Origin of the sequence: Streptomyces sp. MRC013 (genome assembly GCF_023614235.1) — a bacterium.
In the GTDB taxonomy this organism is placed as follows: Bacteria; Actinomycetota; Actinomycetes; order Streptomycetales; family Streptomycetaceae; genus Streptomyces.
This window is the reverse complement of sequence record NZ_CP094264.1, coordinates 2961755-2988215: the sequence shown is the minus strand read 5'-3', so window position 1 is coordinate 2988215 and position 26461 is coordinate 2961755. Positions and strand designations below refer to the sequence as shown.

The following is a 26461-nucleotide window of genomic DNA, read 5'->3' as shown; positions in this document are numbered from 1 at the left end:
CGTGGCGAGTCGAATCGCCACGGGGCCCCTGTGTGCGGCGGCCCTCCGGGAGCGGGCGCTCCGGCGCGGGAGGACGTACGCAGGGCGGTGGAGCGGCCGTCGCCGCGCCCCGGCCGAACACCGGGGCGAGCGCGGCCGGCACGGCCGGTCACGGACCCTCCCGCCGATGCCGGGTGCCGGGGACGGCGGCGGATCAGTCGACGGGCGCGGCGGCGCCGTTCCCCGCGGCGCGGTTCGCGGCGTCGACGATCGGCGGCACCTCCGCGTCCGAGGCGGGGACGAGCAGCGGCCCCCGGGGCCCGAACACCGCGCGCGGTTCGGGGAAGGCGAAGAGCAGGCCGAGGTGGACGACGGCCGCGAGGGCGAGGCCGACCGGGAGGGAGACGTCGGTGCCGCCGGCGAGGTCGCCCAGCGGGCCGACCACCTGGCCCGGCAGGTTGGTGAACAGCAGGCCGACGGCGGCCGCGACCACCCAGGCGGTCATGCCCCGCCAGTTCCAGCCGTGCGTGAACCAGTACCGCCCGCCCCGCTGCCGGCGGTTGAAGACCTGGAGGGCGTCCGGGTCGTACCAGCCGCGCCGGGTCAGGTAGCCGATGGTCATGACGATCAGCCACGGGGCGGTGCAGGTGATGATCAGCGTGGCGAACGTCGAGATGGACTGGGCGAGGTTCAGCGCGAAGCGTCCGACGAAGATGAACGCGATCGACAGCGAGCCGATGAGGAGCGTCGCCTGGACGCGGCTGAAGCGGGGGAAGACGCTGGAGAAGTCCAGGCCGGTGCCGTACAGCGCGGTCGTGCCGGTCGCCATGCCGCCGATCAGGGCGATCAGGCACAGCGGCAGGAAGTACCAGCCCGGGGAGACGGCGAGCAGCCCGCCGACGTAGTTCGGGGCGGCCGGGTCCATGTACTCCTGCGCCTTCGTGGCGATCACCGAGGCGGTCACCAGGCCGAAGAGGAACGGGAGCAGCGTGGCGACCTGCGACAGGAACGCCGCGCCCATGACGCGGCGGCGCGGTGCCGACGCCGGGATGTAGCGCGACCAGTCGCCGAGGAAGGCGCCGAAGGAGACCGGGTTGGAGAGCACGATCAGCGCCGATCCGATGAACGCCGGCCAGAACATCGGGGCCGAGGGGGAGGCGAAGGCGCCCGCGTAGCCCGGGTCGAAGTCACCGGCGAACGCGAAGGCGCCGAGGACGAACAGGGCGGAGGCGGCGAGTACGGCGATCTTGTTCACGAACAGCATGAACCGGAAGCCGTACACGCACACCGTCAGCACGAGCCCCGCGAACACCGCGTACGAGACCGCGTACGAGAGGCCCGACTCGGGCAGCCCGACCAGCCGGTGCGCGGCCCCGACGAGCGCGTCGCCGGAGGACCACACGGAGATGGAGAAGAAGGCGATGGCCGTCAGCAGGGACAGGAACGAGCCGACGACCCGGCCGTGCACGCCCAGGTGCGCGGAGGAGGAGACGGCGTTGTTGGTGCCGTTGGCCGGCCCGAACAGCGCCAGCGGGGCCAGCAGCAGGGCACCGGCGACCAGGCCGAGGAGCGTCGCGGCCAGAGCCTGCCGGAAGGAGAGCCCGAACAGGATCGGGAAGGCACCGAGTACGCAGGTGGCGAAGGTGTTGGCACCGCCGAAGGCCAGCCGGAACAGGTCGAGCGGGCGGGCCGTGCGATCGGCGTCGGGGATCCGCTCGACGCCTGCGGTCTCGACCTCGGTGATACCGCCGCCGGGGGAGGAACTCGTGCCCATCGCATTCCCTTCGTCCACCCCGGAATCCGTGGTTCCGGGCGTGGTGCCCACCCAGTCTCCGCACGCGCGGGCGGAGGAACAATTGTGCCCGCCACGAATGGGTGTGAGGCTGTTTGTGACTGCGGACAAGCGGAGGCGGCGAGGAGGGTGTCGGAGAGGCGCATCACCCCGGCCGGGCCCGAAGGCCCGGCGGAGGCACCGGCGGGCGGCTCGGGCAGGGTGCTCGTCGAGGACCTGCTCGCCCTCCCCGCCCTGCAGCTGAAGGTGCTGGCGGGCGCGTCGGGCCTGCGGCGTTCCCTGTCGTGGGCCCACCCCAGCGAGCTGGTCGACCCCACGCCCTGGCTCCTGGGCGCCGAGATGATCATGACGACCGGGTACGCGCTGCCCTGGGCCGCCGCCGCGCAGCGCGCCTACCTGGAACGCCTCGACGACGCCGGGGTCAGCGCCCTCGCCGTCTCGGCCCGCCTGCACGCCCCGCCCCTGCGGCCGGAGTTCCTCGCCACCGCCGACGAACGCGGATTCCCGGTGCTCGAAGTGCCCCTGTCGGTACCGTTCGTCGTGATCGCCCAGGAGGTCGCCGCCGCCGTCATGGAAGGCGCCCAGCAGCGGCTCGGGCCGCAGCTGCAGGTGTTCGGCGCACTGCGCTGGCTCGCCGCCGAGGACCTGGACACCCCCGCCCTCTTCCGCCGCCTGGAGCGCCTCTCCGGCTACGACCTGTACCTCAGCACCCCGCGCGGCGGCCCCCTGCTGCCCGGTATGCCGCCCGTACCCGACCCGGCCGTCCTGCCCCGGCCCGGGACCCTCGCACCGGGCTCCCCCGCCGCCGACGTGCCCCCGACCATCCCCGGCGGCTTCCTCCTGCCGGTACCCGCGCCGGACGGCCCCGCCGGCTTCCTGGTCGCCTACGAGCGGGAGGGCGCGCGCCCGGCCGGGCTCGCCGTCGCCCAGCACATCGCCACGGTCGCCGCACTGCGCCTGGCCATGGTCCGCAGCGAGCGCGAGACGTCACGCCGGGAGGGCGCCGAGACCCTCGCCGAGCTGCTGCAGAACGACCTGCCGCCCGACGCGGCGCGGCGCCGCCTGCTGCGGCACGGCATCGACGTCACGGGCACCTGCGCCCTGTTCCGGATCCGTCACGCCACCGACGGGGAACTCCTCGCCCGTCTCGCCGACCACCCCCACCTGCTGCTGCACCGGGGCGGTGACCACTACGTCCTCGGCGCACCGGCGCTCGCCGACCACGTCGCCGCACTGCCCGGCGTCACGACGGGACGCAGCCGGCCGTTCGAGGCAGGCGCCGCCCTGCGCGTCGCCCAGCGCGAGGCCGCCTGGGCGCTGACCGAGGCGGTGGAGTCGGGACGGGCCCTGGTCGTGTACGGCGACAGCGACCTGGAGCGCTGGCTGCCCGGCGACCCGGCGGTCCTCGCCGCGCTCGTCGAGCACGTGCTCGGATCCGTCATCGCCTACGACGCCGCGCACGACACCCACCTGCTGGCCTCCGCCCGTACGTGGCTGGAACGGGACCGGCGTACCGAGGCGGCCGCCGAAGCCCTCCACATCCACCCCAACACGCTCGCCTACCGTCTGCGCCGCTTCTCCGCGATATCCGGCCGCGACCTCACCTCCAGCGGAGGACTCGCGGAGGTGTGGCTGGCGATTCACGCGGCTCGGGCGACCGGCCTGGCCTGAGGGGACCCGCGCCGCTCCCCTGGAGAAGCCCGCGTCGCTCCCCGAGGGGATTCGCGTCGTCTTGAGGGGGCTGCGCCACCTCCCGAGGGGGTCTGCGTCACCCCTGGGGGAATCTGGTCGCCCCTGAGAGGTCTACGTCACCCCTGAGGGGTTCGCATCCCCGCTGAGGGGGTCTGCGTCACCCCCGGGGGTCTGCGTCACCGCGACGCCCGCGCCGGGCGCCGCGATCGATCGCGGGCGGCGTCGTTCACCGCGCCGCTCCGCCGTTCGCGAGTCGATCGCCCGAAGGCCGATCGCTCGAAGGTCGATGGCTCGAAGGTCGATGGCTCGGAGGCCGGTGGTTCGGAGGCCGATCGGGTGCCGTGACGTCGGGGAGCGGGGGGCGGGGACGGGTCGTCCTCCCCGAAATCGGGAGCCCGGAAGAGGTCCGTCGTCGGGGGCGGCGACGCCGCCGTTGCCGAGCGCGGCGCGTCCTCCGGAGCGGAGAACACGGCGGTGAGGTCGATGGGGGTCTCCCGTTCGTCACTGGGTCGTGGAGGCACCCGGCAGGCCGGGGCCGGGGCACGGCGGTGCTACAGCTTGCTCATCTTGGCGTACGGACTGACGATCCGCTCTCGCGTCGAACCGAAATCCACGAGCGCCGCGATTCCGTGCTCGACGCCGACCACCCGGCCGAGGCCGTACACGTCGTGTCACCTGGTCACCCACGCTGAAGTGCTTGGGTGAGGGCGTGACCGGGGCCTTGAAGGGACTGGTGGGCAGGTAACGCCTCGGGGCAGCTGGCTCTGTCATCTCCACCAGTATGCGCACGCGTGCACCGCGCGGTGCACGCGGTCGGCGCCGGTTGTTCGTCACACCGCCGCCGGACGGTCCGGTCGCGGGCGGGGGTCGCCGCGGCGCGGCGGAGCCGGCCCCGGACCGGGAGGGACGGCTCGCAGGGTCGGTCCAGGGGTGATCAGCCCGTGCACCCGGGTCCCCGGGCCGCCCCGCACCCGGCGTCCCGGGGCAACCCCGAGGCAGTTCGGAGGCAACCCCGAGACGGCCCGGAGACAGCGCCGAGCCCCCTCCCCGCGGAGACCCCGCAGGCAGGGGGCTTGTTCGCGGGAGGTTACTTCTTCTTTCCCTGGTTCCTCACGGCCTCGATGGCGGCTGCGGCCGCGGCCGGGTCGAGGTACCTGCCGCCCGGGGTGACCGGCCTGAAGTCGGCGTCGAGCTCGTAGTACAGCGGGATGCCCGTCGGGATGTTCAGGCCCGCGATGTCGGTGTCGGAGATGCCGTCCAGGTGCTTGACCAGGGCGCGGAGGCTGTTGCCGTGGGCGGCCACCAGGACCGTGCGACCGGCCAGCAGGTCGGGGACGACACCGTCGTACCAGTACGGCAGCATGCGGGCGACGACGTCCTTCAGGCACTCGGTGCGGGGGCGCAGCTCCGGCGGGATCGCCGCGTAGCGCGCGTCGCCGGCCTGGGAGAACTCGTTGTCGTCGGCGAGGGCCGGCGGCGGGGTGTCGTACGAGCGGCGCCAGAGCATGAACTGCTCCTCGCCGAACTCGGCGAGCGTCTGCGCCTTGTCCTTGCCCTGGAGCGCGCCGTAGTGCCGCTCGTTCAGCCGCCAGGAGCGGTGGACCGGGATCCAGTGGCGGTCGGCGGTCTCCAGGGCGAGCTGCGCGGTGCGGATCGCGCGCCTCAGCAGCGACGTGTGGAGCACGTCGGGAAGCAGGCCGGCGTCCTTCAGCAGGTCACCGCCGCGGACCGCCTCCTTCTCGCCCTTCTCGGTGAGGTTGACGTCCACCCAGCCGGTGAACAGGTTCTTCGCGTTCCACTCGCTCTCGCCGTGGCGGAGGAGGATCAGCTTGTACGGTGCGTCGGCCATGCGTACGAGGTTAGTGGACGCCCTTCACGCCCCGGACGCCGGACGCTTGACGGTCCCCGTCAATCCACTGGCCGTCGGGCCGTGAGGCTCGTAAGTTCCAGGTAGGCAGTCGGCCGCTTACAGGGGGAATCCGCGTGATCATCATCCCGCTCATACGTTCGGCGCGTCGTACGGTGTCCGGGCTCCCCGGGGGGTTCTGGTGGCTGTGGTTGTCGACGCTGGTGAACCGCACCGGCGCGTTCGTCCTGACGTTCCTGTCGCTCTTCCTCACCCAGGAGCTGGGTTTCTCCGGCTGGTACGCGGGGCTCGTGGTCGCGCTGCACGGGCTCGGCGGCATCGCCGGGGCGCCGCTGGGCGGCGTGCTCAGCGACCGGTGGGGGCGCCGGCCGACGATGGTGGCCGGGCACCTGGCGGCCGCCGGGTGCGCGGCGGCGCTGGCCGTGGTGACCAGCGCCTGGGCGGTCGCGGCGGTGGTGCTGCTGATGGGCGTCGCGATGCAGTCGGTGCGGCCCGCCATCGGCGCGACCATCGCGGACCAGGTGCCGGAGCACGACCGGCGGCGGGCCTACGCCCTGAACTACTGGGCGCTCAACCTGGGCTTCGCCATCGCCGCGATCGGCGGCGGCGCCGCGCTGTTCCTCGGTTACCGGACGCTCTTCCTGGTGGAGGCCGCCGCGACGGTGCTGTGCGCGCTGATCGTGTTCGTACGGCTGCCGGAGACCCGTCCCGAGGCGCCGTCGAACGCAGAAGGCGCGGAGGGGAAGCGTGCCGCCGAGCCCCGGATGACGACGCTGGACGTGCTGCGGGACGGGCCGTTCCGGACGCTGGTGCTGCTGAGCCTGCTCGTGTGCACCGTCTTCAGCACCGTGTGGATAGGCCTGCCGCTGACCATGACGGCCGAGGGGCTGGAACCGGACGCGTACGGCGCGGTCGTCGCGGTGAACGGCGTCGTCATCGTCGGTTTCCAGCTGCTCGTCAACCGGATCACCGAGGGGCGGTCACAGGCCGCGCTGCTCATCCTCTCGGCGCTGCTGTTCGCGGTGGGCATGGGCACGACGGCGTTGGCGGGGTCGCCCCTGGCGTTCGCGGCGACCGTGGTCGTGTGGACGATCGGCGAGATGGTCTACATCCCGGTGAGCGCCGCCGCCACCGCCCGGCTGTCGCCGGTCCACGCCCGGGGCCGGTACCAGGGCGTGATGGGGATGGCGTGGTCGGTCGGCGGGTTCGTCGCACCGGTCACGGCGGGCTGGGTCGTCGAGGGGCCGGGACCGGACGCCCTGTGGCTGGGCTGCGCCGTCGTCGCCCTGGTGGCCGCCGCCGGGTACGCGCTGCTGCGGGGCCCGCTGAACGGACCCGGGGCGGACGCCGAGCCGGTGGCCGGTGCGGGCGCGGACCCCGAGGACACGGGCGCCGAGCGGACGGACGTCGAGGACGCCGGGAAGACGGGCGTCGAGGGGGTCGGGCTCAAGGTGGTGTGAGACCGCGCCGGGCGGCGGTACGGGGACCGCGGGGGCGTACGGGTGCGGGGGCGCCGTACGCCCCGGGCCGTGCGGTGAAGCCGGGGGCCGTACGCCCCGGGCCGTGCGGTGGCGCGGGCGGGGGCGGCTGCTCCGGGCGTGCCCGCCGGATACGGCCGGCCGGCTACGGCGTCACTTCGACGGCTGCGTGAGGTGGCTGAAGGCGTCCAGGTTGCGGGTGGACTCGCCGCGGGAGACCCGCCACTCGTACTCCTTGCGGATCGCCGAGGCGAACCCCATCTCCAGGAGGGTGTTGAACGCGCCGTCCGCCGCCTCCAGGACGGACCCCATCAGGCGGTCCAGCTCCTCGGGCGTGACGGCGGACAGCGGGAGCTTGCCGGTGAGGTAGACGTCGCCGAGCGGGTCGATGGCGTATCCGACCCCGTACAGCTTCAGGTTCCGCTCCAGCAGCCAGCGGTGGACGGCCGCCTCGTTCTCCTCCGGGTGGCGGATGACGAAGGCGTTGAGGGACAGCGAGTGGTCGCCCAGGCGCAGCGAGAGCGTGGTGGACAGCTTCTTAGTGCCGGGGAGCGTGACGACGTACGAGCCGGGCTCCGGTGACTCCCAGGCCAGGTCGGCGTCGCGCAGTGCGGACTCGATGATCTGCTGTGCGTCAGCCATGGGGCGAGCGTACGCGACGGCGGCGCTCGTGCACGGCAGCCGCGTACACCTCGGCGGTGGCCGACGCGGCCCGGTCCCAGCCGAAGGACCGGGCGTGGTGCGCGGCGGCGTCGCCGAGGCGGCCGGTGAGGTACGGGTCGGCGGCGAACCGGGCCAGCAGGCGCGCGTAGTCGGCCGGATCGTGGCCCTCGACCAGGAAGCCGGTCTCGCCGTCCCGCACGGCCACCGGCAGGCCGCCGACCGCGGCCGCCACGACGGGCGTGCCGGTCGCCTGGGCCTCGATGGCGACGAGGCCGAAGGACTCGCTGTGGGAGGGCATGACGAGGACGCTCGCCGCGCGGAACCAGTCGGCCAGCTCCTGCTGGGCGACGGGCGGGTGGAAGCGGACCACGTCGGCGATGCCGAGCCGGGCCGCCAGCTTCTGCAGGCCCTCCGGCTTGGCGAGGCCGCTTCCACTGGGTCCGCCGACGACGGGGACGACCGTGCGGGGGCGGAGGGACGGGTCGGCGTCGAGGAGCCGGGCGACGGCGTGGAGCAGGACGTCGGGGGCCTTGAGCGGCTGTATGCGGCCGGCGAAGAGGGGGACGAAGGCGTCCTGCGGCAGGCCCAGGCGGGCGCGTGCGGCGGCGCGGCCGTCGGCGGGACGGAAGCGGTCCAGGTTGACGCCGGGGTGGACGACGGCGACCTTCGCGGGGTCGGCGTCGTAGTGGCGGACCAGCTCCTCGGCCTCGCCGGAGGTGTTGGCGATCAGCCGGTCGGAGGCGCGGACTATCTGCGTCTCCCCGATGACGCGGGCGGCGGGCTCGGGGGTGTCGCCCTCGGCGAGCGCGGCGTTCTTGACCTTGGCCATGGTGTGCATGGCGTGGACGAGCGGGGCGCCCCACCGCTCGGCGGCGAGCCAGCCGACGTGGCCGCTGAGCCAGTAGTGGGAGTGGACGAGGTCGTAGTGGCCGGGCCGGTTGCCGGCCCAGGCGCGCATGACGCCGTGGGTGAAGGCGCACAGCTGGGCGGGGAGGTCCTGTTTGTTGAGACCCTCGTACGGGCCGGCCTCGACGTGCCGCACGAGGACGCCGGGGGCGAGCTCGACGGACTGGGGCAGGCCGCCCGCGGTGGCGCGGGTGAAGACCTCGACCTCGATGCCGATGGCGGCGAGACGTTTCGCCAGCTCGACGATGTAGACGTTCATACCGCCCGCGTCGCCGGTGCCGGGCTGGTGGAGCGGGGAGGTGTGGACGCTCAGCATGGCGACCCGCCGCGGCCCTCGGCGGTGCCGTCCGGACAGCCTGAGCCGGGGCGGCGGTACCAGGGTGCCGGCGAACCGGGACACGTACTGGCTCACGTCGTCGGTCCTTCCGCTCAGGGGCAGGGTCGGGGCGGCACGGCGGAGCAGGGCCCGCGGGCCCTTCCGCCCCGCCACAACAGCGCGGGGACGGGCTTTCATTTCCGCTTTGCCAATTCATTACGCCGGGCCGCGGACGGTCGTGGGTCGGGGTTTCGGGGCCTGGGCGTTCGGGGGGGTTTCGGGGGCTTCGGGGCTCGGAGTTCAGGGATACCGGGCCGGGGCCTCGGGGTTCCCGGATCGGGGCCCAGGGTTGGGGCCCAAGGGTGGGGCCCAGGGGTGGGGCCCAGGGTTGGGGTGGGGGCGGGCAGCGGGGTCCCGGTGCCTTCCGGGAGTCCGGCGCCTTCCGGGGTCCCGGTGCCTTCCGGAGGGAACGCCGCCGGTACCGGCTCGGTGGGCGGGTACCGGAACCCACCGGGACGAATCAGGCGCTTTCTGGACAAGGATGAACCTTGCGGGACGGACTCCCCGTACCGGGGACTCAGCAGGAAGCCCTGAGACGGCACCGGAGCCTTCACGGCACGGCCCTGATCGTCGGTACGCCACCGGGGTTCACGGGGCGGGCCCGGGCCCTCCGGGACGGGACCGTGTCTCCGGACGGGACCGTGTCTCCGGACGGGGCCGGGACCTCCGGTACGGCGTCGGGCCCCGGGACGGCGTCGAGCGCCCGAGGCGGCGCCGGGGGCACCGAGCGGCTCCGGAGTCCCGAACGGTGCCGGAGTCCCGAACGGTGCCGGAGTCCCGGGACGGCGCCACGGCCTCCCAGGGCTCCGCCGAGCCTCCGCGGCGGCGCAGGGGACCCCCGGCAGGGCGCCTCCGGCCGCGAGGTTCCCGGCGGAACCCGGGGCGATCCGGGGACAGGCCCCGGAGACAGGCTCCGGGAAGCGTCTACGCTCGTGGGCATGGCTCCGCGGATGACACGCCCCGTCGGGAGTCCCACGCGCGGGACCACCAACCCCAACCGGCTGCGCCGCATGGACCGCTGGATCGCCGACGCCCACGGCGCCGCCCTGCGCCGCTCCGCCGCCCCGCCGGTCGCCGTCGACCTCGGTTACGGTGCGGCCCCCTGGACCGCCGTGGAGCTGCTGGAGCGCCTCCGCCGGGACGCCGACCCGCGCGTCCGGGTCGTGGGGGTGGAGATCGACCCCGCGCGGGTGGCCGCCGCCCGGCCCCACGCGCGTGAGGGCCTGTCGTTCGCGCACGGCGGCTTCGAGGTTCCGGTCGACGGCCCGGTCGACCTGATCCGCGCGGCGAACGTCCTGCGCCAGTACGACGAGGACGGGGTCGCGGACGTGTGGGGCCGCCTGTGCGGGCGGCTCGCGGCGCGGGGCGGCCTCCTCGTGGAGGGCACCTGCGACGAGATCGGCCGCCGCCACGTCTGGGTGGCGCTCGGTCCCGAGGGGCCGCGCACGGTGACGTTCGCCACGCGGCTGGGCTCCCTGGAGCGGCCCTCCGATCTGGCGGAGCGGCTCCCCAAGGCGCTGATCCACCGGAACGTCCCGGGCGAGCCTGTCCACGCGTTCCTGCGGGACTTCGACCGGGCCTGGGCGGCGGCCGCCCCGTACGCCTCCCTGGGCGCCCGGCAGCGGTGGATCGCGACGGCCTCGGCCCTGGCGGCGGACTGGCCGCTGACCGACGGGCACCGGCGCTGGCGCCAGGGCGAGCTGACGGTGCGCTGGAACGCGCTGGCCCCGCGGGGATGGTCCGTGGCGTCCCGGTAGAAGCACGGCGCCCCACGGCGGCGCAACCCCTCCCTGTGGACGACCGCCCGGGTGGCGCCACTCGCCTCCAACCTGTGGAAGGCCACCGGGACTCCTTTCCCGGCCCTGTTACTTTCACCGGTGACATGGCACGATCGCCAGCGGCACCGAGGGTTACTGACGGTAAATCAGATGGGGTGCGGTGCCGCCTGGCCGGTCGACGTCCGGAGGGGGAAGCCTGTGAATCGACGCCGTCGCGTCACCATCGCGATCACCGCTGTGTGCGCCCTGACCGTTCTCGCCGGGCCGGCCCACGCCGCGCCCGTGCCCGCGCCGACTCCCGGCGCGGGCGCCCAGCAGCCGCGGAGGAGCCTGGAGGAGGTGCGCGCGGAGATCGAGGCGCTGTACCGGCAGGCGTCCTCCGCGACCGACGCGTACAACCTCGCGGAGGAGCGGGCGAAGAAGCAGTCCGCCGAGATCGCGAAGCTGTCCCAGGCGATCGTGGACGGCCGGGAGCGGATCGCCGGGCTGAAGCGGCGCGCCGGCGCGGCCGCTCGCGCCCAGTACCGCAACGGCGGGATCCCGGAGGAGGCGAAGCTCGTCCTCACCGACGACCCGCGGTTGTTCCTGGAGGGCGTCGACCGCCTCGCGCAGGGCCAGAAGGCGACCAGGGACCTGCTGGCGGAGCTTCGGCGCGGCCAGGAGGACCTGGAGACGTACACCAGGGACGCCAGCGTCGAATGGGCCCGCCTGGAGGCGAACCGTGTCCGCCAGGCCGAGACGAAGAAGCTGATAACCCAGAAGATCGCCGCGGCGGAGAGGCTGGAGTCGCAACTGGAGGCAGCCGAGCGGGAGCGCCTGCGGCACCTGGAGCGACAGGCGCAGATGGACGCGCAGGCGGCATGGTTGGCTTCGGGTGCCCTGAAGGAGACCAGCCGCAGCGCGAGCGCGCAGGGCGCGGAGGCCATCGGATTCGCCATGGCACAGGTCGGCAAGCCGTACGTGTGGGGGACCGAGGGCCCGGACGCGTACGACTGCTCGGGGCTCACGCAGCGGGCCTGGGGCGCGGCCGGCCGCGGCATCCCGCGCACGTCGCAGGAGCAGTGGCGGCTGCTGCCGCGGGTGGCGATCCGGGACATGCGGGCCGGCGACCTGATCGTCTACTTCGGGGACGCCAGCCACGTGGGGATGTACATCGGGGACGGGATGATGGTCCACGCCCCGCGGCCGGGACGGCACATCACGGTGGCGGGGGCCGGTTCGATGCCGATCCTGGGGGTCGTCCGCCCGGACAGGTGACCCGCCCCGCACCGACCGGACCACGCGCACCCGCACGGCGGGGGACGGGCGCCCGGACGGTACGGGAGCGGACACCCGGGCAGGACGGAGGCGGAACGCCGGACGGCACCGGTACGCACCGCGGGCACCCGGCGGCGCGGACCACAGCCCGCACATGCCCGACCGCATGGACCGTAACCCGCGGGCGCCCGGCGGCACGGGCACGGACGGTACGGACCGCAACCCGCAGGCGCCCGAGCGGTGCCGACCGCGGCCCGCGGGTGCCCGGGAGGTGTCGGTCCCGGGGGCCCGGGGGTAAGGACCGCAGGTGGAAGGCGTTCCCCGCGTGATGTTTCTCATGCGGGAATGGCCGACTCCCTCCCCTTGCATGGCATATGCCGCGGTCTCTTAACTGATCGCCATTCCGTTCGGGCGCCGGGTGCCGCTATGGTCCCCGTCGGCGGGGTGTCGTCCGGTGCTCCGCCGCACCCTCGGGGGAGGGAAGGAAACCGAACCGATGCCCGTACCCGCGTCCCTGCCCGCACAGCGGCAGAGGGCGAACACGCTCGATGTGGCGAACGGCGACCTCACCCTGCTGGTGATCGGGGACGATCCGGCGGGCACCTTCACCGTTCCCGAACTGGTCGACGCCGTCGGCGGCCGCATCCGCATACGCACCGCCCGGAACCTCACGGAGGCGGAGCGGCTGCTCACCGACGACGTGCACTGCGTCCTGGTCGACCTCGACCTGCCCGCCGACGTGCGGCGCGACGACGACCCCCTGGCCGTGCTGCGGCACGTCCTGCGCGTCGCTCCGCGCCACGCCGTACTCGCCCTGGCGGGGTCGGAGCACGCGGAGCTGGCGGCGGAGGCGGTACGGGCGGGCGCGCAGGACCGGCTGTTCCGGGAGGAGCTGGACGGGCCGCTGCTGAGCCGGGCCATCCGGTACGCGGTGGAGCGCAAGCGCGCCGACTCGGTGCAGGTGAAACTGGCCGAGTCGCGGCTGCGGGCCCAGGAGAACGCCCGGCTGGAGCGCGGACTCCTGCCGACGCCGCTGCTCCAGGGATCCGACCTGCGGTTCGCCGCCCGCTACCGGCCGGGCCGCTCGCGCGCCCTGTTGGGAGGCGACTTCTACGACACGGTGCGCACCCCGGACGGCACGGTGCACGCGATGATCGGCGACGTGTGCGGGCACGGCCCCGACGAGGCGGCGCTCGGCGTGGAGCTGCGCATCGCGTGGCGGGCGCTGACGTTCGCGGGGCTGTGCGGGGACGAACTGCTGTCGACGCTGCAGCGGGTGCTGGAGCACGAGCGGGAGAGCGAGGAGGTCTTCGCCACCCTGTGCACCGTGGACATCGCGCCCGACGGGCGGCGGGCCGGGGTGTGCCTGGCCGGTCACCCCGCGCCGCTCCTCGCCCGCCCCGCGCAGGGCGCCCGGCTGCTCCCGTACGAGGACGGCGGTCCGGCGCTGGGCTTGCTGCCGAGGGCCCGGTGGCCGCGGCTGCAGGTGGAGCTGGGCGGGGTGTGGAGCCTGATGATGTACACGGACGGCCTGATCGAGGGCCGCTCTGCGGGTCCCGGCTCGCCGCGCCTCGGCCAGGAGGGCATGATCGAGATGATCAACCGCCAGCTCGCCCGCGGCCTGGTCGGCGAGGAACTCCTGGAGGCCGCGGTGGCGGAGGTCCGCAAGCTGAACGCCGGGGAGCTGACGGACGACGTGGCGGTCCTGCTCCTGGACAGGGCGGCCCGCTGACGGTCGCGTCACCGGGCGGCCGGCCGCCCGGTGACGGTCACCGGCCGCCGTTGTAGGGGCCGTACGGGCCGTCGCTGCTGGATCCGCGCCGGCCGCCGCCCGACACCCGCCGCAGAGCGGGGCGGACGTCCACCATGAAGACGATGGTCGCCACGAGTCCGGCGAGCTGGAGGACCAGGAGGATCGGGAAGATGTTCACGACGACCGTGACACCCAGGATGATCAGCCAGAACGGCTTGGTCTGCTTGTCCGCGGCCCGGTAGGCGTCCTCCCGTGCCAGAGCGGCGAGGGCCAGCGCGACGACGGCGAACACGAGCATCGCGAGGGACAGCAGCCCGAGCAGCGAGTTGAAGCCGGACATCAGCATGGTGGGTACCGCCTGTCGGATGGGTGGGGCGTTCGCGGCCAAGCTACCCGTACACCGCCCCGGCAACCGGGGCGGTACCCGGCCGGGGCCGGTACCGGTCCGGTGCCGGCCCCGGCCGGGCGCTCAGCTCGGGGTCACTTCTCGTCGGCGCCACCCGAAGGGGTGGCCTTCCGGGTGGCGGCCCTCCGGACGGGGCCCTTCCGGGTGGCACCGGGCCCGGTGGCCGCCTCGGCGTCGGCGTCCCCCGCGTCGGCCTGCCCGGTCCCCGCGGTCTCGTCGGCGCGCTCGGCCTTGCCGGTGGGCTCGGCCTTGTCGGCCCCGGCCCCCGGGACGGAGTCGGGTTCGACGGCGATGGCGATCTCGGTGATCTCCTCCGCGGCCTCACCCCGCCAGGCCCTGACGGCCTGCTCGCCGTGCTCGGCGACCTTCTCGTAGGCCTCGCGGGCCTTCACGGCGTACTCGGCCGCCGCGCCGACGCCGCGCAGGGCCAGGCTCTGGGCGGTCCCGCCGAGCTTCTTCAGGTCCGTGTCGAGGCCGCCGATCAGTTCGGTGAACTTGGTCTGGAGCGTCGCCTGCGCCTCCTTCGCCTGTGCGGCGACCTTCTCCTGCACCGCCTTCGGGTCGGTGTTGCGCACCGCGTCCAGCCGGGCCGGGGCCTCGGCGGCGATCCTGCGGGCCTGCTGCACGGCGAGGTCGGCGGTACCGGCGGCGAAGTAGAGGGGCGTACGCAGCTCGTCGATGATGGCCATGGTCTGTGGTCCTCCCGTGTCGCGGGTTCGTCGCGCGACGGTGCGCGCGAGCGTGGTGGAGTCAGAGTTCGGTCGGTCCTGCGGCTGCTCCGGCATCACCGGTGCCGCTCTGCGCGTCGAGCGCGTTCTCCTTGCGGAAGGAGTCGTAGATCTGGAGCAGCACCTGCTTCTGCCGCTCGTTGATCGAGGGGTCGGCGAGGATGACGGCCCGCGTCTCCAGCTCCTCGCGGTCCCGCTCGTCGAGGATCCCGGCCCGCACGTACAGCGTCTCGGCCGATATCCGCAGCGCCTTGGCGACCTGCTGGAGCACCTCGGCGCTCGGCTTGCGCAGCCCGCGCTCGATCTGGCTCAGATACGGGTTCGACACCCCGGCCGCCTCCGCGAGCTGCCGCAGCGACAGCTGCGCGGTGCGCCGCTGCTCGCGCAGGTACTCGCCGAGGTTGCCGACGTTCAGTGATGCCATACCCCGATGGTGCACCACCTTCGCTAACAATTGCAAGCGGACGCTAGCGGAAGTTATGCGCCGGGGCGCCGATCCGGCCGCCGGCCCGGCTGTCGGAGTGGTCGGCGCCGGCCGTGGTGAAGCTGTCCCCGGCGGGAGGCGGCGAGGGCGTCCTCCGGTGCACGGTCCGCGCTCCCGGCCCCCGCCCGCTGCGGCAGCGGACCCGTCGGGACCGGCCCCGTCGGCGTCGTACGCACGCGTTCGGGGGCGGCTCCCCGGGCCGGCGGGGCCGTCCGGGCCGGTAGCGGTTTCCCCGTACCGGGGTCAGCCCGCCCGTACGAGCGGCAGCCCCTCTCGTGCCGGAGCCACCCCGCCCGCACCGGAGCCGCCCCGCCCGCACCGACGGTGCGGGCTCGAACGGCGGCGGTCACCGGCCGGGTGCCCCGGACGGTGGCCGCCGCCCGCCTCCGCCGCGCACCCGCGCCCGCCGCGCACCCGCGACCCGCCGCCGTCCCGTCGGCGGCCGAGGGAGGCCCGCCGAAGCCGGAGCCCGCACCACCGGACCCGCACCACCGGACCCGGGTCACCGGACTCGGGTCACCGGTCCGGCCACGGATCCGGGTCGAGGTGACCTCCTTCGCCATCGCGTTCGGTTCACGCCGCCGTACCTTGGTAACTTCGGCGCGTGCAATTCATGGTGATCACGCGGCGCTACAGCGATCGGTTCAGCGACGAGGACTTCGCCGCCGTCCTCCCCCGGGAGGTCGAGACGGTCCGGGGGCTCTACGCCGACGGGGCGCTGCGTCAGATCTGGTTGCGCGGGGACACCCGGGGCGCCTGCTTCCTCCTCGAAGCCGAGTCGCCGGAGGAGGCCGAAGCGGCCGTGGCGGCGCTTCCCCTGGCGCAGAAGGGGATGTCGGACTTCCAGATCATCCCCCTGCGGCCGTACGGCGGATTCGGTCCTCGCTGAGGCTCTCCGCACGGACCCGGACCCGGTGGCCGCGCCTCCGAACGCGGCCGGGTTCGGCCCCGGACCCGTCCGGCCCGGCACAGGGCCCGGCTCCGGCGCCCCGGGCTCCACGCCCCGGGGGCGTGGCGGCCACCGTGCCCCGGCGGCGCGGGCCGCACCCCGGTGGCGGGGGCGCCGCCCGCCCGGACCGGCCGCCGGACGTCCGCGCCGACCGACCGGCCCCCCTCGTCGCACCCCGCCGACCGTGCCAGCATGGGCGGGGACGTCGACGGGGAGGGACGCCGTGGCAGCCGAACGCATCTGGTTGGACGTGCCGTTCGCCGAGAAGGACGAGGCGAAGAAGGGCGGGGCGCGGTGGGATCCGTCGGCCGGGCGCTGGTACGCGCCCCGGCCGGGGATGGCGGGGCTGGAGCGGTGGGCGGCCGCGCCGGACGTCCCCGACCTGCTGCCCGGCGAGGACCGGGACCTGGGGAACGGGCTCTTCGTCGACCTGGTACCACAGACCTGCTGGTTCACCAACGTCCGGTCCTGCGTGGACCGGCGGGACTGGGAACGGCTCCGCCGGATGATCACCCGCCGGGCCGGGCGGCGCTGCGAGGTCTGCGGCGCCGGCGAGGACCGGGAGCGGCGGCGCCTGCTGGAGGCCCACGAACGGTGGGCGTACGACGAGCGTGCGCGCGTGCAGACCCTGAAGCGGCTCATCTGCCTGTGCACCGACTGCCACACGGTCACCCACTACGGGTACGCCCGGGTCCGCGGCGTCGAGGCGCAGGCGTTCGCCCACCTGGTCGAGGTCACCGGGATGACGGAGGCGCGGGCCCGGCAGCACGTGCGGACCGCGTTCGCGGTGTGGGAGCGGCGCTCCCGGGTCGCCTGGGAGCTGGACCTGGGCATCCTCACCGGTGCCGGGATCAGGCTCGCCCCGCCTCCCGGCGCGGACGTCCGCGCCGAGGTCTCCGAGCGGACGCTGCGCTCCGCCGGCCGCCCGCCCGCGCCGCGGCGGCACACCGGCCGCCCGCCCGCCGCGGGCCGGTCGTAGGCCCCCGGAAGCGCGACTCGCCGTCACGGCCCTCCGGGGGCACGGTCGTCCGGCCCCCGCGCCGTGCGGGCGGCCCCGCTCTTCTGCGGGTGCGCACGGCCGGGCCCGGGGACCGTGGAACGTCCGGTGTGCCTCCCGGCCGAGGGGGTGTGCCGGCGCCCGGCGGGAACGCAGCCGCGCTCGGGACCGCCGAGGCGTCCGTGCGGCGGCCTTCGAAGTCCGCGGACGACCGGCGGGGCGGCGGGCGGCGGGCGGCGGGGGCGCGGACCGGCAGGGGCGGCGGACCGCCCGGGGTTCCGCCCGGCCGATCGCTTCGGTGTGTCACGCCTCGCCCTTCGAGGTGCCCGTCCTCACCGTCCCCCGGGACCGCAGTTCGTCGACCGCGGCCGCGCACGCGCGCGTGCCGTCCGCCGTCAGCACCGCCGTGCCGAGCCGGTCCGCGGACGACCTGAGCGGGGTGACCGGGTCGCCCGGCTCCACCGGCACGTCCCAGCGCAGCAGCCGCCACCGCGTCGGCTCGGGCGGCGGGGCGACCGCCGTGACGCGGCCCGGCGGGGCGGTGACGAACACGGTCGCCGCGGCCGCCGCCGGTGCCCCGTCCGGCTCCTCGCGCGGGCCCTCGCCGATCGCCCAGCCCAGGGCGGCGCGCCGCCAGTCGACGCCCCGGGTGAGGCGGACGAGGTCGGGGATGCCGTCGCCGCCGGGGCGGGTGTGCGTCTCGACGACGGTCACGCGGGCGCCGTCGACCTTGACCTCCGTGTGCGCCGGGCCGTCCGTGAGCCCCACCGCGTCGAGCAGTTCCGCGACCGCCCGCTCCACCCGACGCCGCCCGACCGCGTCCAGTGACGGCGGCGGCATCAGATGGGCGACTTCGACGAACGCCTCGCCCTCGGTGTGCTTCTCCGCGATGCCGAGGCAGGTGTGGCGCCCGCCCGAGGAGAGCGTCTCGACGCTGAACTCCCGTCCGTCGACGTACCGTTCGAGAAGCGTGGCACGGGTCCTGCGGTCCTTCGGCAGGGCGGACGCCGAGCGTACGAGCGCGACCGCGTTGCTGCCGGTGCCGGCCACCGGCTTGGCGACCACGGGGGCGCCCCCGCCGAACAGCCGGGCCACCGCCTCCGCGTCGTCGCCGGCGGCGAACGGCGGGTTCAGGTGCGGGGCCGCCCGCTCCAGGGCGCGCCGCATCTCCAGCTTGTCGCGCGTCGCCCGTACGACCTCCGGGGGCGTCCCGGCCGCGCCGAGGCGGCGGGCCGCGGCGGCCGCCGGTTCGAGTCCGAGTTCGGTGAGCGAGACGACGGCGGCCGGGGCGAGGGGCCGCAGCACCTCGTCGACGAAGGCCCGGAAGGTCGGGCCGTGCTGGTAGTCGGCCGCGTGGTACGCGGCGGCGGGCGCGTCGAGGGGCGCGGCGCCGGGCAGCCGTACGTGGACGACGTCGACGGGCAGGCCGGCCGCCGCGCGGGCGACCGCCGCGTCGGCGCCGAGGACGACGAGCGTCACGGCGCCCGCTCCGGGGCGCGCGCACGGCCCGCGCGGTGTCCGTCCCCCCACTCCACACGGCCGATCGTAGTCGTACCGCCCCCGCGCCGGGCCCGTGCGGCGGGCCCGGCGCCACGGGGTCAGGGCGCCGCGCGCAGCTCCGCCGGCAGCGGCCGGGCGTGCAGGACGTCCAGCCGGGACACCGCGCGCGTGAGGGCCACGTAGAGCCGGTTCGGACCGCGCGGCCCGGTCTCCGCGACGGCGGCGGGTTCGGCGAGGACGACGTGGTCGTACTCCAGGCCCTTCGCCAGTCCGGCCGGCACCACCGTGGTGCGGGGCGCGTCGGCGGCCACCTCGCCGGGGTGCCCGGTCGCGACCCCGGCCGCCGCCAGCGCGTCGCGCAGCCGCCCGCACGCCGCGTCCGCCGCGATCACGCCGACGGAGCCCTCCCGGCCGAGTGCCGCGCGCACGGCGTCCACGACGGCGGCGTCCAGGTCGGTGACCGCCCGGACGGCCACCTCGCCGTCCCGGCGCACCGCGCGGGCGGGCGGCACGTCCACGCGCAGGGCGCCGAGCAGCCGGTTGGCCAGGTCCACGACGGCGCCCGGCACCCGGTAGCCGGCGGTCAGGGCGGTGACGCGGGCGTCCGGGCGGCCCAGGTGCGCCATCTGCTCCCGCCAGTCGCGGGCCGCCCACGCGGTGGTGCCCTGCGCGAGGTCGCCCAGCACGGTGAGCGAACCGGACGCGGCGCTCCGGCGGGCGACGGCCCGGCACTGCATGGGCGACAGGTCCTGCGCCTCGTCGACCACGATGTGGCCGTGGCCGGCGGGGCGTTCCATCAGCCCGGCCAGTTCGTCGAGGAGGACCAGGTCGGCGGCGGTCCAGCGGGCGGAGCGGTACGAGCGCGGGGGCCGGGCCCAGCGGATCGCCTCGCGTTCGGCGCCGGTCAGCGCGGGGTCGCACGGGTCGGCCAGCACCTCGGCGAGCACCTGCTCGGGTACGGCCCGGGGCCAGCAGGCGTCGAGCAGCGCCGCCACCGGCCGGGACCGGCCGACGCGCCGCTCCCAGGCGGCGCCCACGGGTCCGGCGCGCCGCTCGGCACGCGCGCGCAGGGCCCGTACCACCCGGCTGCGCAACCGCTCCCGGCCGACCGGGTACGGCGGGGCCTCCGCCCGCACGCCCTCGACGAGGGCGGCGAGCTCGTCGGCGGGGACGCGCCAGCGGTAGGTGCCGTCCGGGACGGCCAGCTCCTCGGAGGGGGGCCTCACGCGCGCGTGGAGGGCGCGGTGCAGGACGACGGCCATCCGGGCGTCGTGCTTGACGGCCGCCGCCGCCGCGGTGTCCTCGGCGCGCGGGGTGTGGCCGACGGTGCGGGCGATCTCCTCGTCGACGGTGGTCTGGCGGACGTCCCGTTCGCCGAGGGCGGGCAGCACCTCGGAGACGTACGCGAGGAAGGCCCGGTTGGGGCCGAGGACGAGCATCCCGTCCCGCTGGACGCGCCGGGGGTGGGTGTAGAGCAGGTAGGCGACGCGGTGCAGGCCGACGGCGGTCTTGCCGGTGCCGGGGGCGCCCTGGACGCAGAGGGAGGTGCCGAGCGGGGCGCGGACGAGGTCGTCCTGCTCGGGCCGGATGGTCGCGGCGATGTCCCGCATGGGCCCGACCCGCGGTCTCTCGATCTCGGCGGCGAGCAGGCCGTCCACGTCGGCGGCGGGGGTGGTTCCGGGCGCCGGGTGCTGGAGGTGCTCGTCCTCCAGGCCGGTCAGGTCGGCGGAGTCGCCCTTGCTGTACGGGGCCCAGCCGAAGCGCCGCCGGACCCGCACCCCCTGGGGGTCCTCCGGCCGGGCCTGGTAGAACGCCCGGGCCACGGGCGCCCGCCAGTCGACGACGAGCGGCGGCTCGGCCGAGTGGGTGGCGACGCGGCGGCGGCCGATGTGGTGGCTGCGGCCGTCGGCGTGGTCGAGGCGGCCGAAGAAGAGCGGGCCGGGTGGTTCCTCGTGGAGTTCCCTGGCGCGGCTGCGCAGGTGGTAGCCGAGGTTCTCGGCGTCGGCCCCGGAGGCGGAGACGTCCTCGCCGGTGACGACGGTTTCGGCGGCGCCGTCCGCCATGCGGGTCAGCGCGGCGCGGCAGAGGTCGTGGAAGGCCCGTTCCCGGAGCAGCTCGTGGTCGAGTGGCGTCATTCCCCCGAGAATAAAGCAACCGGGTCTCTTTTTTAACCTAGTAACGTTTTAACGGACCCAGTCCGCCAGTCCCCCCGTCAGCTGGCGGAACGCCGTGTCCGCCGCCGCGACCGCGTCCGGACGAACCGCCTCCGCGCTCTCCCCGGCTTCGATCCGCCGCCAGTTCTCCTCCGCCAGGACCCTCAGCACGGCGATCACCTGCCCCGCCGCGAGCCGCGCCCCGACGCCCCCGCCGAGCGCCCCGGCGAGCGCCCGCTCGGACTCGCCCTGGTACGCGTACAAGCGCGCCACCAGGCTCGGGGTGCCGTACAGCAGCCGGTGGAAGGCGAGGACGGATGGCTCGTCGCTCAGCCCGGTGACCGGATCGCGGCGGGCGAGGCCGTCGAGGACGTGCCGGTGCAGCGCCGCCAGCGGCCCGACGCCCTCCCCGCGGGCGGCGACCACGCGCGCGGCCTCGTCGAGGTGGTCCGCGAACCGGTGGAGGACCAGGTCCTCCTTGGCCGGGAAGTACCGGAACAGCGTCGGCTTCGAGACCCCGGCCGCCGCCGCCACCTCGGCGACGGAGACCCGGTCGAAACCGCGCTCCAGGAAGAGGGCGACGGCCGCATCCGAGATGACCCGGTGGGTCTGAGCCTTCTTCCGCTCCCGCAGGCCGGGGCCGGCGGCCGAGCCGCCACCCGCCCCCGCGCCCCTCACCGGCCCCGCGCCCCCCCTCAGCCACGCTGCCGCTCCACCAGCACCTGGACCCCGTCCAGCAGGCGGGCCAGACCGAAGCGGAACTCGTCGTCCGGGTCGCCGGGGCCGTCCATGATGCCGGACTCCAGGGCCCGCGCCACCGCCGGATACCGCCCGGGGTCCGCCAGCAGCCGCAGCGTGCGGCCGTAGCGGCCCATCACCTGCTCGGGCGTGTCGCCCGTCGCCGCGGCCGCCGCGGCGATGTCGGCCATCACCCGGGTCTCGTTCCGCACGAACCCGCCGAGCAGCAGCACCACCGAGACCTTCGCCCCCTCGTCCAGCGGCGTGTCCGCCATCGCCGCCATGCCGGCCTCCCACCACGCCACCGAGTGGGGAGTGACCGGGGGGCCGGAGACGGGGACGTGCAGCGCCCACAGGTTGCGCTGGAACATCTCGCGCTGCGCCCACGCCCAGCGGGCCAGGGCGTCGCGCCAGCCGGTGCCGGGCGGCGGCGGATCCGGGGGCGCGCCGATCGCGGCGTCCAGCATCAGCACGTACAGCTCGTCCTTGGAACCGACGTGGCGGTACAGCGACATGGTGGAGGCGCCCAGCTTCTTCGCGACGCGCCCCATGGAGACCGCCGCGAGGCCCTCCGACGCGGCCAGGGCGACCGCCACGTCCACGATCCGGTGCACGCTCAGGCCGGGCCTGGGTCCCTTGGCGGGGCGCTCCCGCAGGCCCCAGGCGGCCTCCAGGCCGGGTGTGAGCCCCGTACCGCCACCGTCCGCCACCGGCTCCACCCCTTCCGGACCCCGGCCCGGGCGCCGGGCCGCTTGACACCCATCCTAGTAATGCGTAAGCCTTACGCAGTAGCGCGTATGACATACGCAGTAAGGGGGAACGCCATGCCGGGCCATACCGCCCGCACCGCCGCGGAAGCCGTCACCGGTGCCGCCGTCGAGGCCCTCGGCCTCCGCAAGTCGTACCGGAACGTCCCCGTCCTCGACGGGCTCGACCTGCGCGTGGAGCGCGGCACCGTCTTCGCCCTGCTCGGCCCGAACGGCGCCGGGAAGACCACCACCGTCCGCGTCCTGGCCACGCTCACCCCGCCGGACGGCGGCAGGGCGCGGGTCGCCGGGTACGACGTGGTCGCCGAACGCGCCCGCGTCCGCCGGGCCATCAGCCTGACCGGGCAGTACGCGGCCGTGGACGACCAGCAGACCGGCGCCGAGAACCTGCGCACGACGGCGAGGCTGTCCGGGCTGTCCCGGCGCGCCGCCCGGCACCGCGCCACCGCGCTGCTGGAGCGGTTCGACCTCGCGCACGCCGCCGACCGGCTCGTCGGCACCTACTCGGGCGGGATGCGGCGCCGCCTCGACCTGGCGGCCGGGCTCGTCGGGGAGCCCGAGGTGGTCTTCCTGGACGAGCCGACGACCGGCCTCGACCCGCGCAGCCGCCAGGAGTTGTGGGAGGTCGTACGGGATCTGGCGGCGGGCGGCGCGGCGGTCTTCCTCACCACCCAGTACCTGGAGGAGGCCGACCGGCTGGCCGACCGCGTGGCCGTCGTGGACGGGGGAGGATCGTCGCCGAGGGGACGGCCGACGCGCTCAAGTCCCGCGTGGCCGGCCACCGCCTGGACCTGGTGGCCGCGGACGCGGAGGCGTACGGCCGCCTCGCGGCGGGGGCGCGGGCGGTGGCCCGCGGAGCGACGCCCGCCGGTTCCGGCCCCGTGGCGTCCGCACCGGCCCCGCGGGAACCGGTCCCGTCCGGTCCCCCCGAGGGCCTCGTGCTCGGACTCCCCACCGACGGAACCGCCCCGCAGGTGCGGGCGCTGCTCGACGCGCTCGATCCGGACCGCACCGACATCGCCCGCTTCGCGGTGCGCACCGCGACCCTCGACGACGTGTTCCTCGCCCTGACCGGAGCCGGAGCCGGAACCGGAACCGCCGCCACCGCCACCGTCCTCGGAACCGGAACCGCCGCGAAGGAGCCCCACCGTGTCTGACGCCGCCCTCACCCTCGTCGGCCGGAGCGTCCGGCTCGGCCGCCGCAACCCCGACGCGCTCATCACCGCCATGGTGCTGCCGGTGATGCTGATGCTGGTGTTCGTCTACTTCTTCGGCGGCGCCATCGACACCGGCACGCGCACCTCGTACGTGACGTACGTCGTGCCCGGTGTCCTGCTGCTGTGCGCCGGGTTCGGCGCGTCCACCACCGCCGTGCGGGTCGGCGAGGACATGAAGGCCGGGATTGTGGACCGGTTCCGCTCGCTGGACGTGGGGGCGACGCCGATCCTCGCCGGGCACGTCGGGGCGAGCGTGCTGCGGAACGTGCTGTCGACGGCCCTCGTCGTCGGCGTCGCGTTCCTGATCGGCTTCCGCCCCGAGGCCGGGTTCGCCGGGTGGGCGGCGGCGCTGGGGCTGCTGCTGGCGTTCGTGCTGGCCGTGTCGTGGCTGTCGGCGGCGGCCGGGCTGCTGGCGCGCACCCCGGAGGCGGCGAGCGGGTTCACCTTCTTCATGATGTTCCTGCCGTACCCGAGCAGCGCGTTCGTCCCGATCGACACGATGCCGCGCTGGCTGCACGGCTTCGCGGAGCACCAGCCGGTCACACCGGTGATCGAGTCGCTGCGGGGCCTGCTGCTCGACCGGCCGGTGGGCGACGCCCCGTGGATCGCGCTGGCGTGGTGGGGCGGGCTGGCGGCGGTGGCCCTGGGCCTGTCGGGCGTGCTCTTCCGCGCCCGCACGAAGTGACGCGCACGCGGTGGCACGACACCTGCCGGTCCCTCCGCCCGGCCCCCGGCAGGGTCTTCTCCACCCTCCGCCACCGCCTCACACCAGCAGGTCGTCGACCTGCGCCTCGCCCTCCCGGTACCGGCGGGCGATCTCCGCGCCGCAGTCGTCCGCCGTGCGCTGGAGCTCCTGGCGGCGGCGGGAGACCACCTGTTCGTGCCGGGCCAGCCGCCCCATCGCCTCGCGGAGTTCGGTGTCCGTGCGGGCGCCGAGGTCGGACAGCTCCACCTCGGCGAGCATCTCGGCCGCCAGCACCCGGTACTCCTCGCTCTTCGGCGTGGACAGCGTCAGGTGCCGCGCGGAAGCGGGGCGGCGGACCGACGGCGCGTCGACGAGGATCTCCGGCAGCCGGTCCACCACCGGGACCTCCGGCGCCGCCCGCCGCGCCAGCTCCGCGCGGAGGATGTCGATGCGGCCCTGCAGCAACCGGCGTACGTAACTCAGGTCGGCCTCGTCGGCGTGCGAGTCGCGCCGCAGTGTCCGCAACTCGTCGAGGTGCAGTGTCCTCAGGTCGGGCGACATGGTGGACTCCGGCGGTCGTACGGCCTCCGGCGCGGCCAGGCCGGCTCCCCGCCTCGTCCCGCCCGCCGTCCCCGCTCCGGCGGCGGACGGCCCGGCGGCGGACCGCTGCATCGGCGGACGGGCCCGCTCCAGCGCCGGACCGGCACAGGCGGCCGTGGTGGGGCCGGGCTGCCGCCCGGTGCCAGGTGTGCTCATGTTTCCGTCCCCTCGACCGGTGCTTCAGGCGCACCGCCTGACAGGCATGGTGCCACTCCCTCATGCGGCGCGCAGTCCTGTGCACCCGTTCGGCCCCGGTAGGTTGGGCCGTATGCGAGCGGTGGTGCAGAGGGTCGACGGGGCCCGGGTCGAGGTCGCGGGCGAGACGGTCGGGGAGATCGTCGGCGAGGGCCTGTGCGTCCTCGTCGGCGTCACCCACGAGGACACCCCCGACGAGGCGGCGAGGCTGGCGCGGAAGCTGTGGGGACTGCGCGTGCTGGACGGCGAGAAGTCCTGCTCGGACGTGGACGCGCCCTTGCTGGTGGTCTCCCAGTTCACCCTCTACGGGGACGCCCGCAAGGGCCGCCGCCCCACCTGGAACGCGGCGGCCCCCGGCGACGTGGCCGAGCCGCTGGTCGACGAGGTCGTGGCGCGGCTGCGGGAGATGGGGGCGACCGTGGCGACGGGCCGGTTCGGCGCGCGGATGCGGGTCTCGCTCACCAACGACGGCCCGTTCACGGTGATCGTCGACGTCTGACCCCGACCGGTACGGAGCCCTACGGCTCCACCACCGGCTCCTGCGCCGCCGCCGTCCCGCCGGCGAGGAGCGGCGCGTCGACCGGCACGTTCCGCTTCACCAGCGCCAGGGCGATCGGGCCCAGCTCGTGGTGGCGGACCGCCGTGGTGACGAAGCCGAGCTGCCGCCCCTCCGGGCCGTCGGAGGCGAGCCGTACGGGCGCGCCGTGCTGCGGCAGGTGCACCTCGCTGCCGTCCAGGTGGAGGAAGACCAGGCGGCGCGGCGGCCTCCCCAGGTTGTGGACGCGGGCGACGGTCTCCTGGCCCCGGTAGCAGCCCTTCTGGAGGTGGACGGCCCGGCCGATGAGGCCGATCTCGTGGGGGATCGTGCGGTGGTCGGTCTCGAAGCCGAGCCGCGGCCGGTGCGCCTCCACGCGCAGCGCCTCGTACGCGAGGATCCCGGCGAGCGGGCCGTGCGCGGCGGCGTACGCCTCCAGCTCGCCGCGCGGCAGGAACAGCTCCCGGCCGTGCGGGGTCTCCCGGACGACGGTCCCGTCCGGCACTCCGGCGATCGAGCCGGCCGGGAGGTGGACCACGGCGACGTCGTCCGTGCGGTCGGCGATCTCCACGCGGTAGAAGAACCTCATCGACTCCAGGTAGGCGAGGAGCGCCTCCCGCGTGCCGGGCTCGACGTGCGCCCACACCGTCGTGCCGTCGTCGACGAGGTACAGGGCGTGCTCGACGTGGCCGTTCGCGGAGAGGATCAGCGCGTCCGCGGCGCGGCCGGGCGGGAGCTCGCTGACGTGCTGGGTGAGCAGCAGGTGGAGCCAGCTCAGCCGGTCCTCGCCGCCGACGGTGACGACGCCCCGGTGGGAGAGGTCGACGAGGCCGCTTCCCGCGGCGAGGGCGCGCTGCTCGCGGAAGGGGTCGCCGTAGTGCGCGGCGACGCCCTCGTCCCGCCCCTCGGCGGGGACGGCACCGGGCAGGGACAGCAGGGGGCTGGTCGGTGAAGGGCGCTGCATGG

Annotated in this window: 22 protein-coding genes and 2 pseudogenes; 10 read left to right on the top strand and 14 right to left on the bottom strand. The window is 75.4% G+C overall.

The annotated features are described in order from the left end of the window. Positions 1-193: 193 nt before the first annotated feature. The gene (locus LUW75_RS13740) at positions 194-1753 is read right to left on the bottom strand and encodes a purine-cytosine permease family protein (RefSeq protein WP_250337659.1); all 1560 of its coding nucleotides are present in this window, start codon (positions 1751-1753) and stop codon (positions 194-196) included. A 147-nt stretch (positions 1754-1900) separates the two neighbouring features. Here LUW75_RS13740 and LUW75_RS13735 point away from each other — a divergent pair, with 147 nt between their 5' ends. Then, the gene (locus LUW75_RS13735; protein ID WP_250335860.1) at positions 1901-3442 is read left to right on the top strand and encodes a PucR family transcriptional regulator; all 1542 of its coding nucleotides are present in this window, start codon (positions 1901-1903) and stop codon (positions 3440-3442) included. 572 nt (positions 3443-4014) lie between these two features. Here LUW75_RS13735 and LUW75_RS13730 read toward each other — a convergent pair. Then, positions 4015-4234 (bottom strand): annotated as a pseudogene (locus tag LUW75_RS13730) (hypothetical protein). A gap of 316 nt (positions 4235-4550) precedes the next feature. Beyond that, complete coding sequence (locus LUW75_RS13725; RefSeq protein ID WP_250335859.1) at positions 4551-5312, bottom strand: phosphoglyceromutase; 762 nt, start codon at positions 5310-5312, stop codon at positions 4551-4553. Between the two features lie 134 nt (positions 5313-5446). Between LUW75_RS13725 and LUW75_RS13720 the strand changes: the two genes are divergently transcribed. Further along, positions 5447-6790, top strand: coding sequence for an MDR family MFS transporter (locus LUW75_RS13720; RefSeq protein WP_250335858.1), 1344 nt, complete (start codon positions 5447-5449; stop codon positions 6788-6790). 171 nt (positions 6791-6961) lie between these two features. Here the strand turns inward: LUW75_RS13720 and LUW75_RS13715 are convergent, their stop codons facing one another. Beyond that, on the bottom strand, positions 6962-7450 hold the full coding sequence (locus LUW75_RS13715) for a type III secretion system chaperone family protein (protein ID WP_250335857.1): 489 nt from the start codon (positions 7448-7450) through the stop codon (positions 6962-6964). Continuing rightward, a complete protein-coding gene (mshA, locus tag LUW75_RS13710; protein ID WP_250335856.1) occupies positions 7443-8789 on the bottom strand; it encodes a D-inositol-3-phosphate glycosyltransferase in 1347 nt (448 codons plus the stop codon). The genes LUW75_RS13715 and mshA overlap by 8 nt, the downstream gene beginning before the upstream one ends. A 902-nt stretch (positions 8790-9691) precedes the next feature. Here mshA and LUW75_RS13705 point away from each other — a divergent pair. The 3 genes from LUW75_RS13705 (at position 9692) to LUW75_RS13695 (ending at position 13520) form a co-directional block, all read left to right on the top strand. Further along, positions 9692-10510 carry a class I SAM-dependent methyltransferase gene (locus LUW75_RS13705; protein WP_250335855.1) on the top strand — a complete coding sequence of 273 codons (819 nt, stop codon included), beginning with the start codon at positions 9692-9694 and terminating at the stop codon, positions 10508-10510. Between the two features lie 219 nt (positions 10511-10729). Further along, on the top strand, positions 10730-11788 hold the full coding sequence (locus LUW75_RS13700) for a C40 family peptidase (RefSeq protein WP_250335854.1): 1059 nt from the start codon (positions 10730-10732) through the stop codon (positions 11786-11788). Positions 11789-12284: 496 nt separating this feature from the next. After that, complete coding sequence (locus tag LUW75_RS13695; RefSeq protein WP_250335853.1) at positions 12285-13520, top strand: PP2C family protein-serine/threonine phosphatase; 1236 nt, start codon at positions 12285-12287, stop codon at positions 13518-13520. Between the two features lie 37 nt (positions 13521-13557). Here LUW75_RS13695 and LUW75_RS13690 read toward each other — a convergent pair whose 3' ends face one another. The 3 genes from LUW75_RS13690 to LUW75_RS13680 form a co-directional block, all read right to left on the bottom strand. Further along, positions 13558-13887 (bottom strand): DUF2516 family protein, encoded by a 330-nt coding sequence (locus tag LUW75_RS13690; protein WP_250335852.1) that lies wholly within the window; start codon positions 13885-13887, stop codon positions 13558-13560. A gap of 134 nt (positions 13888-14021) precedes the next feature. Then, positions 14022-14636 (bottom strand): hypothetical protein, encoded by a 615-nt coding sequence (locus LUW75_RS13685; protein ID WP_250335851.1) that lies wholly within the window; start codon positions 14634-14636, stop codon positions 14022-14024. A 61-nt stretch (positions 14637-14697) separates the two neighbouring features. After that, positions 14698-15099, bottom strand: a complete 402-nt coding sequence (locus LUW75_RS13680; RefSeq protein ID WP_250335850.1) for a helix-turn-helix domain-containing protein — start codon at positions 15097-15099, stop codon at positions 14698-14700. A gap of 673 nt (positions 15100-15772) precedes the next feature. On the opposite strand from LUW75_RS13680, the gene LUW75_RS13675 reads away from it, so the two are divergent. Further along, the gene (locus tag LUW75_RS13675; RefSeq protein ID WP_250337658.1) at positions 15773-16048 is read left to right on the top strand and encodes a muconolactone Delta-isomerase family protein; all 276 of its coding nucleotides are present in this window, start codon (positions 15773-15775) and stop codon (positions 16046-16048) included. Positions 16049-16331: 283 nt separating this feature from the next. Next, positions 16332-17087 carry a DUF5710 domain-containing protein gene (locus LUW75_RS13670; RefSeq protein ID WP_250335849.1) on the top strand — a complete coding sequence of 252 codons (756 nt, stop codon included), beginning with the start codon at positions 16332-16334 and terminating at the stop codon, positions 17085-17087. A gap of 321 nt (positions 17088-17408) precedes the next feature. Here LUW75_RS13670 and LUW75_RS13665 read toward each other — a convergent pair whose 3' ends face one another. From LUW75_RS13665 to LUW75_RS13650, 4 genes are all read right to left on the bottom strand, one after another. Beyond that, positions 17409-18584: an ATP-grasp domain-containing protein gene (locus LUW75_RS13665; protein WP_250335848.1), complete on the bottom strand. Its 1176-nt coding sequence runs from the start codon at positions 18582-18584 to the stop codon at positions 17409-17411. A 119-nt stretch (positions 18585-18703) separates the two neighbouring features. Continuing rightward, positions 18704-20740: a HelD family protein gene (locus LUW75_RS13660; protein ID WP_250335847.1), complete on the bottom strand. Its 2037-nt coding sequence runs from the start codon at positions 20738-20740 to the stop codon at positions 18704-18706. A gap of 48 nt (positions 20741-20788) precedes the next feature. After that, positions 20789-21436 (bottom strand): TetR family transcriptional regulator, encoded by a 648-nt coding sequence (locus LUW75_RS13655; RefSeq protein ID WP_250335846.1) that lies wholly within the window; start codon positions 21434-21436, stop codon positions 20789-20791. 17 nt (positions 21437-21453) lie between these two features. Beyond that, positions 21454-22215, bottom strand: coding sequence for a TetR/AcrR family transcriptional regulator (locus tag LUW75_RS13650; protein WP_250335845.1), 762 nt, complete (start codon positions 22213-22215; stop codon positions 21454-21456). Between the two features lie 105 nt (positions 22216-22320). Between LUW75_RS13650 and LUW75_RS13645 the strand changes: the two are divergent. Then, a pseudogene (locus LUW75_RS13645) lies at positions 22321-23420 on the top strand (ATP-binding cassette domain-containing protein). Then, positions 23413-24165, top strand: coding sequence for an ABC transporter permease (locus LUW75_RS13640; protein WP_250335844.1), 753 nt, complete (start codon positions 23413-23415; stop codon positions 24163-24165). Before LUW75_RS13645 ends, LUW75_RS13640 begins: the two are co-directional and overlap by 8 nt. A gap of 78 nt (positions 24166-24243) precedes the next feature. Here LUW75_RS13640 and LUW75_RS13635 read toward each other — a convergent pair whose 3' ends face one another. Continuing rightward, positions 24244-24921, bottom strand: coding sequence for an RsiG family protein (locus LUW75_RS13635; RefSeq protein WP_250335843.1), 678 nt, complete (start codon positions 24919-24921; stop codon positions 24244-24246). 112 nt (positions 24922-25033) lie between these two features. Here LUW75_RS13635 and dtd point away from each other — a divergent pair, with 112 nt between their 5' ends. Then, positions 25034-25459, top strand: coding sequence for a D-aminoacyl-tRNA deacylase (dtd, locus tag LUW75_RS13630; protein WP_250335842.1), 426 nt, complete (start codon positions 25034-25036; stop codon positions 25457-25459). Between the two features lie 19 nt (positions 25460-25478). On the opposite strand, the gene ygfZ is transcribed toward dtd, so the two are convergent. Next, positions 25479-26459 carry a CAF17-like 4Fe-4S cluster assembly/insertion protein YgfZ gene (ygfZ, locus tag LUW75_RS13625; protein ID WP_250335841.1) on the bottom strand — a complete coding sequence of 327 codons (981 nt, stop codon included), beginning with the start codon at positions 26457-26459 and terminating at the stop codon, positions 25479-25481. Positions 26460-26461 lie beyond the last annotated feature (2 nt).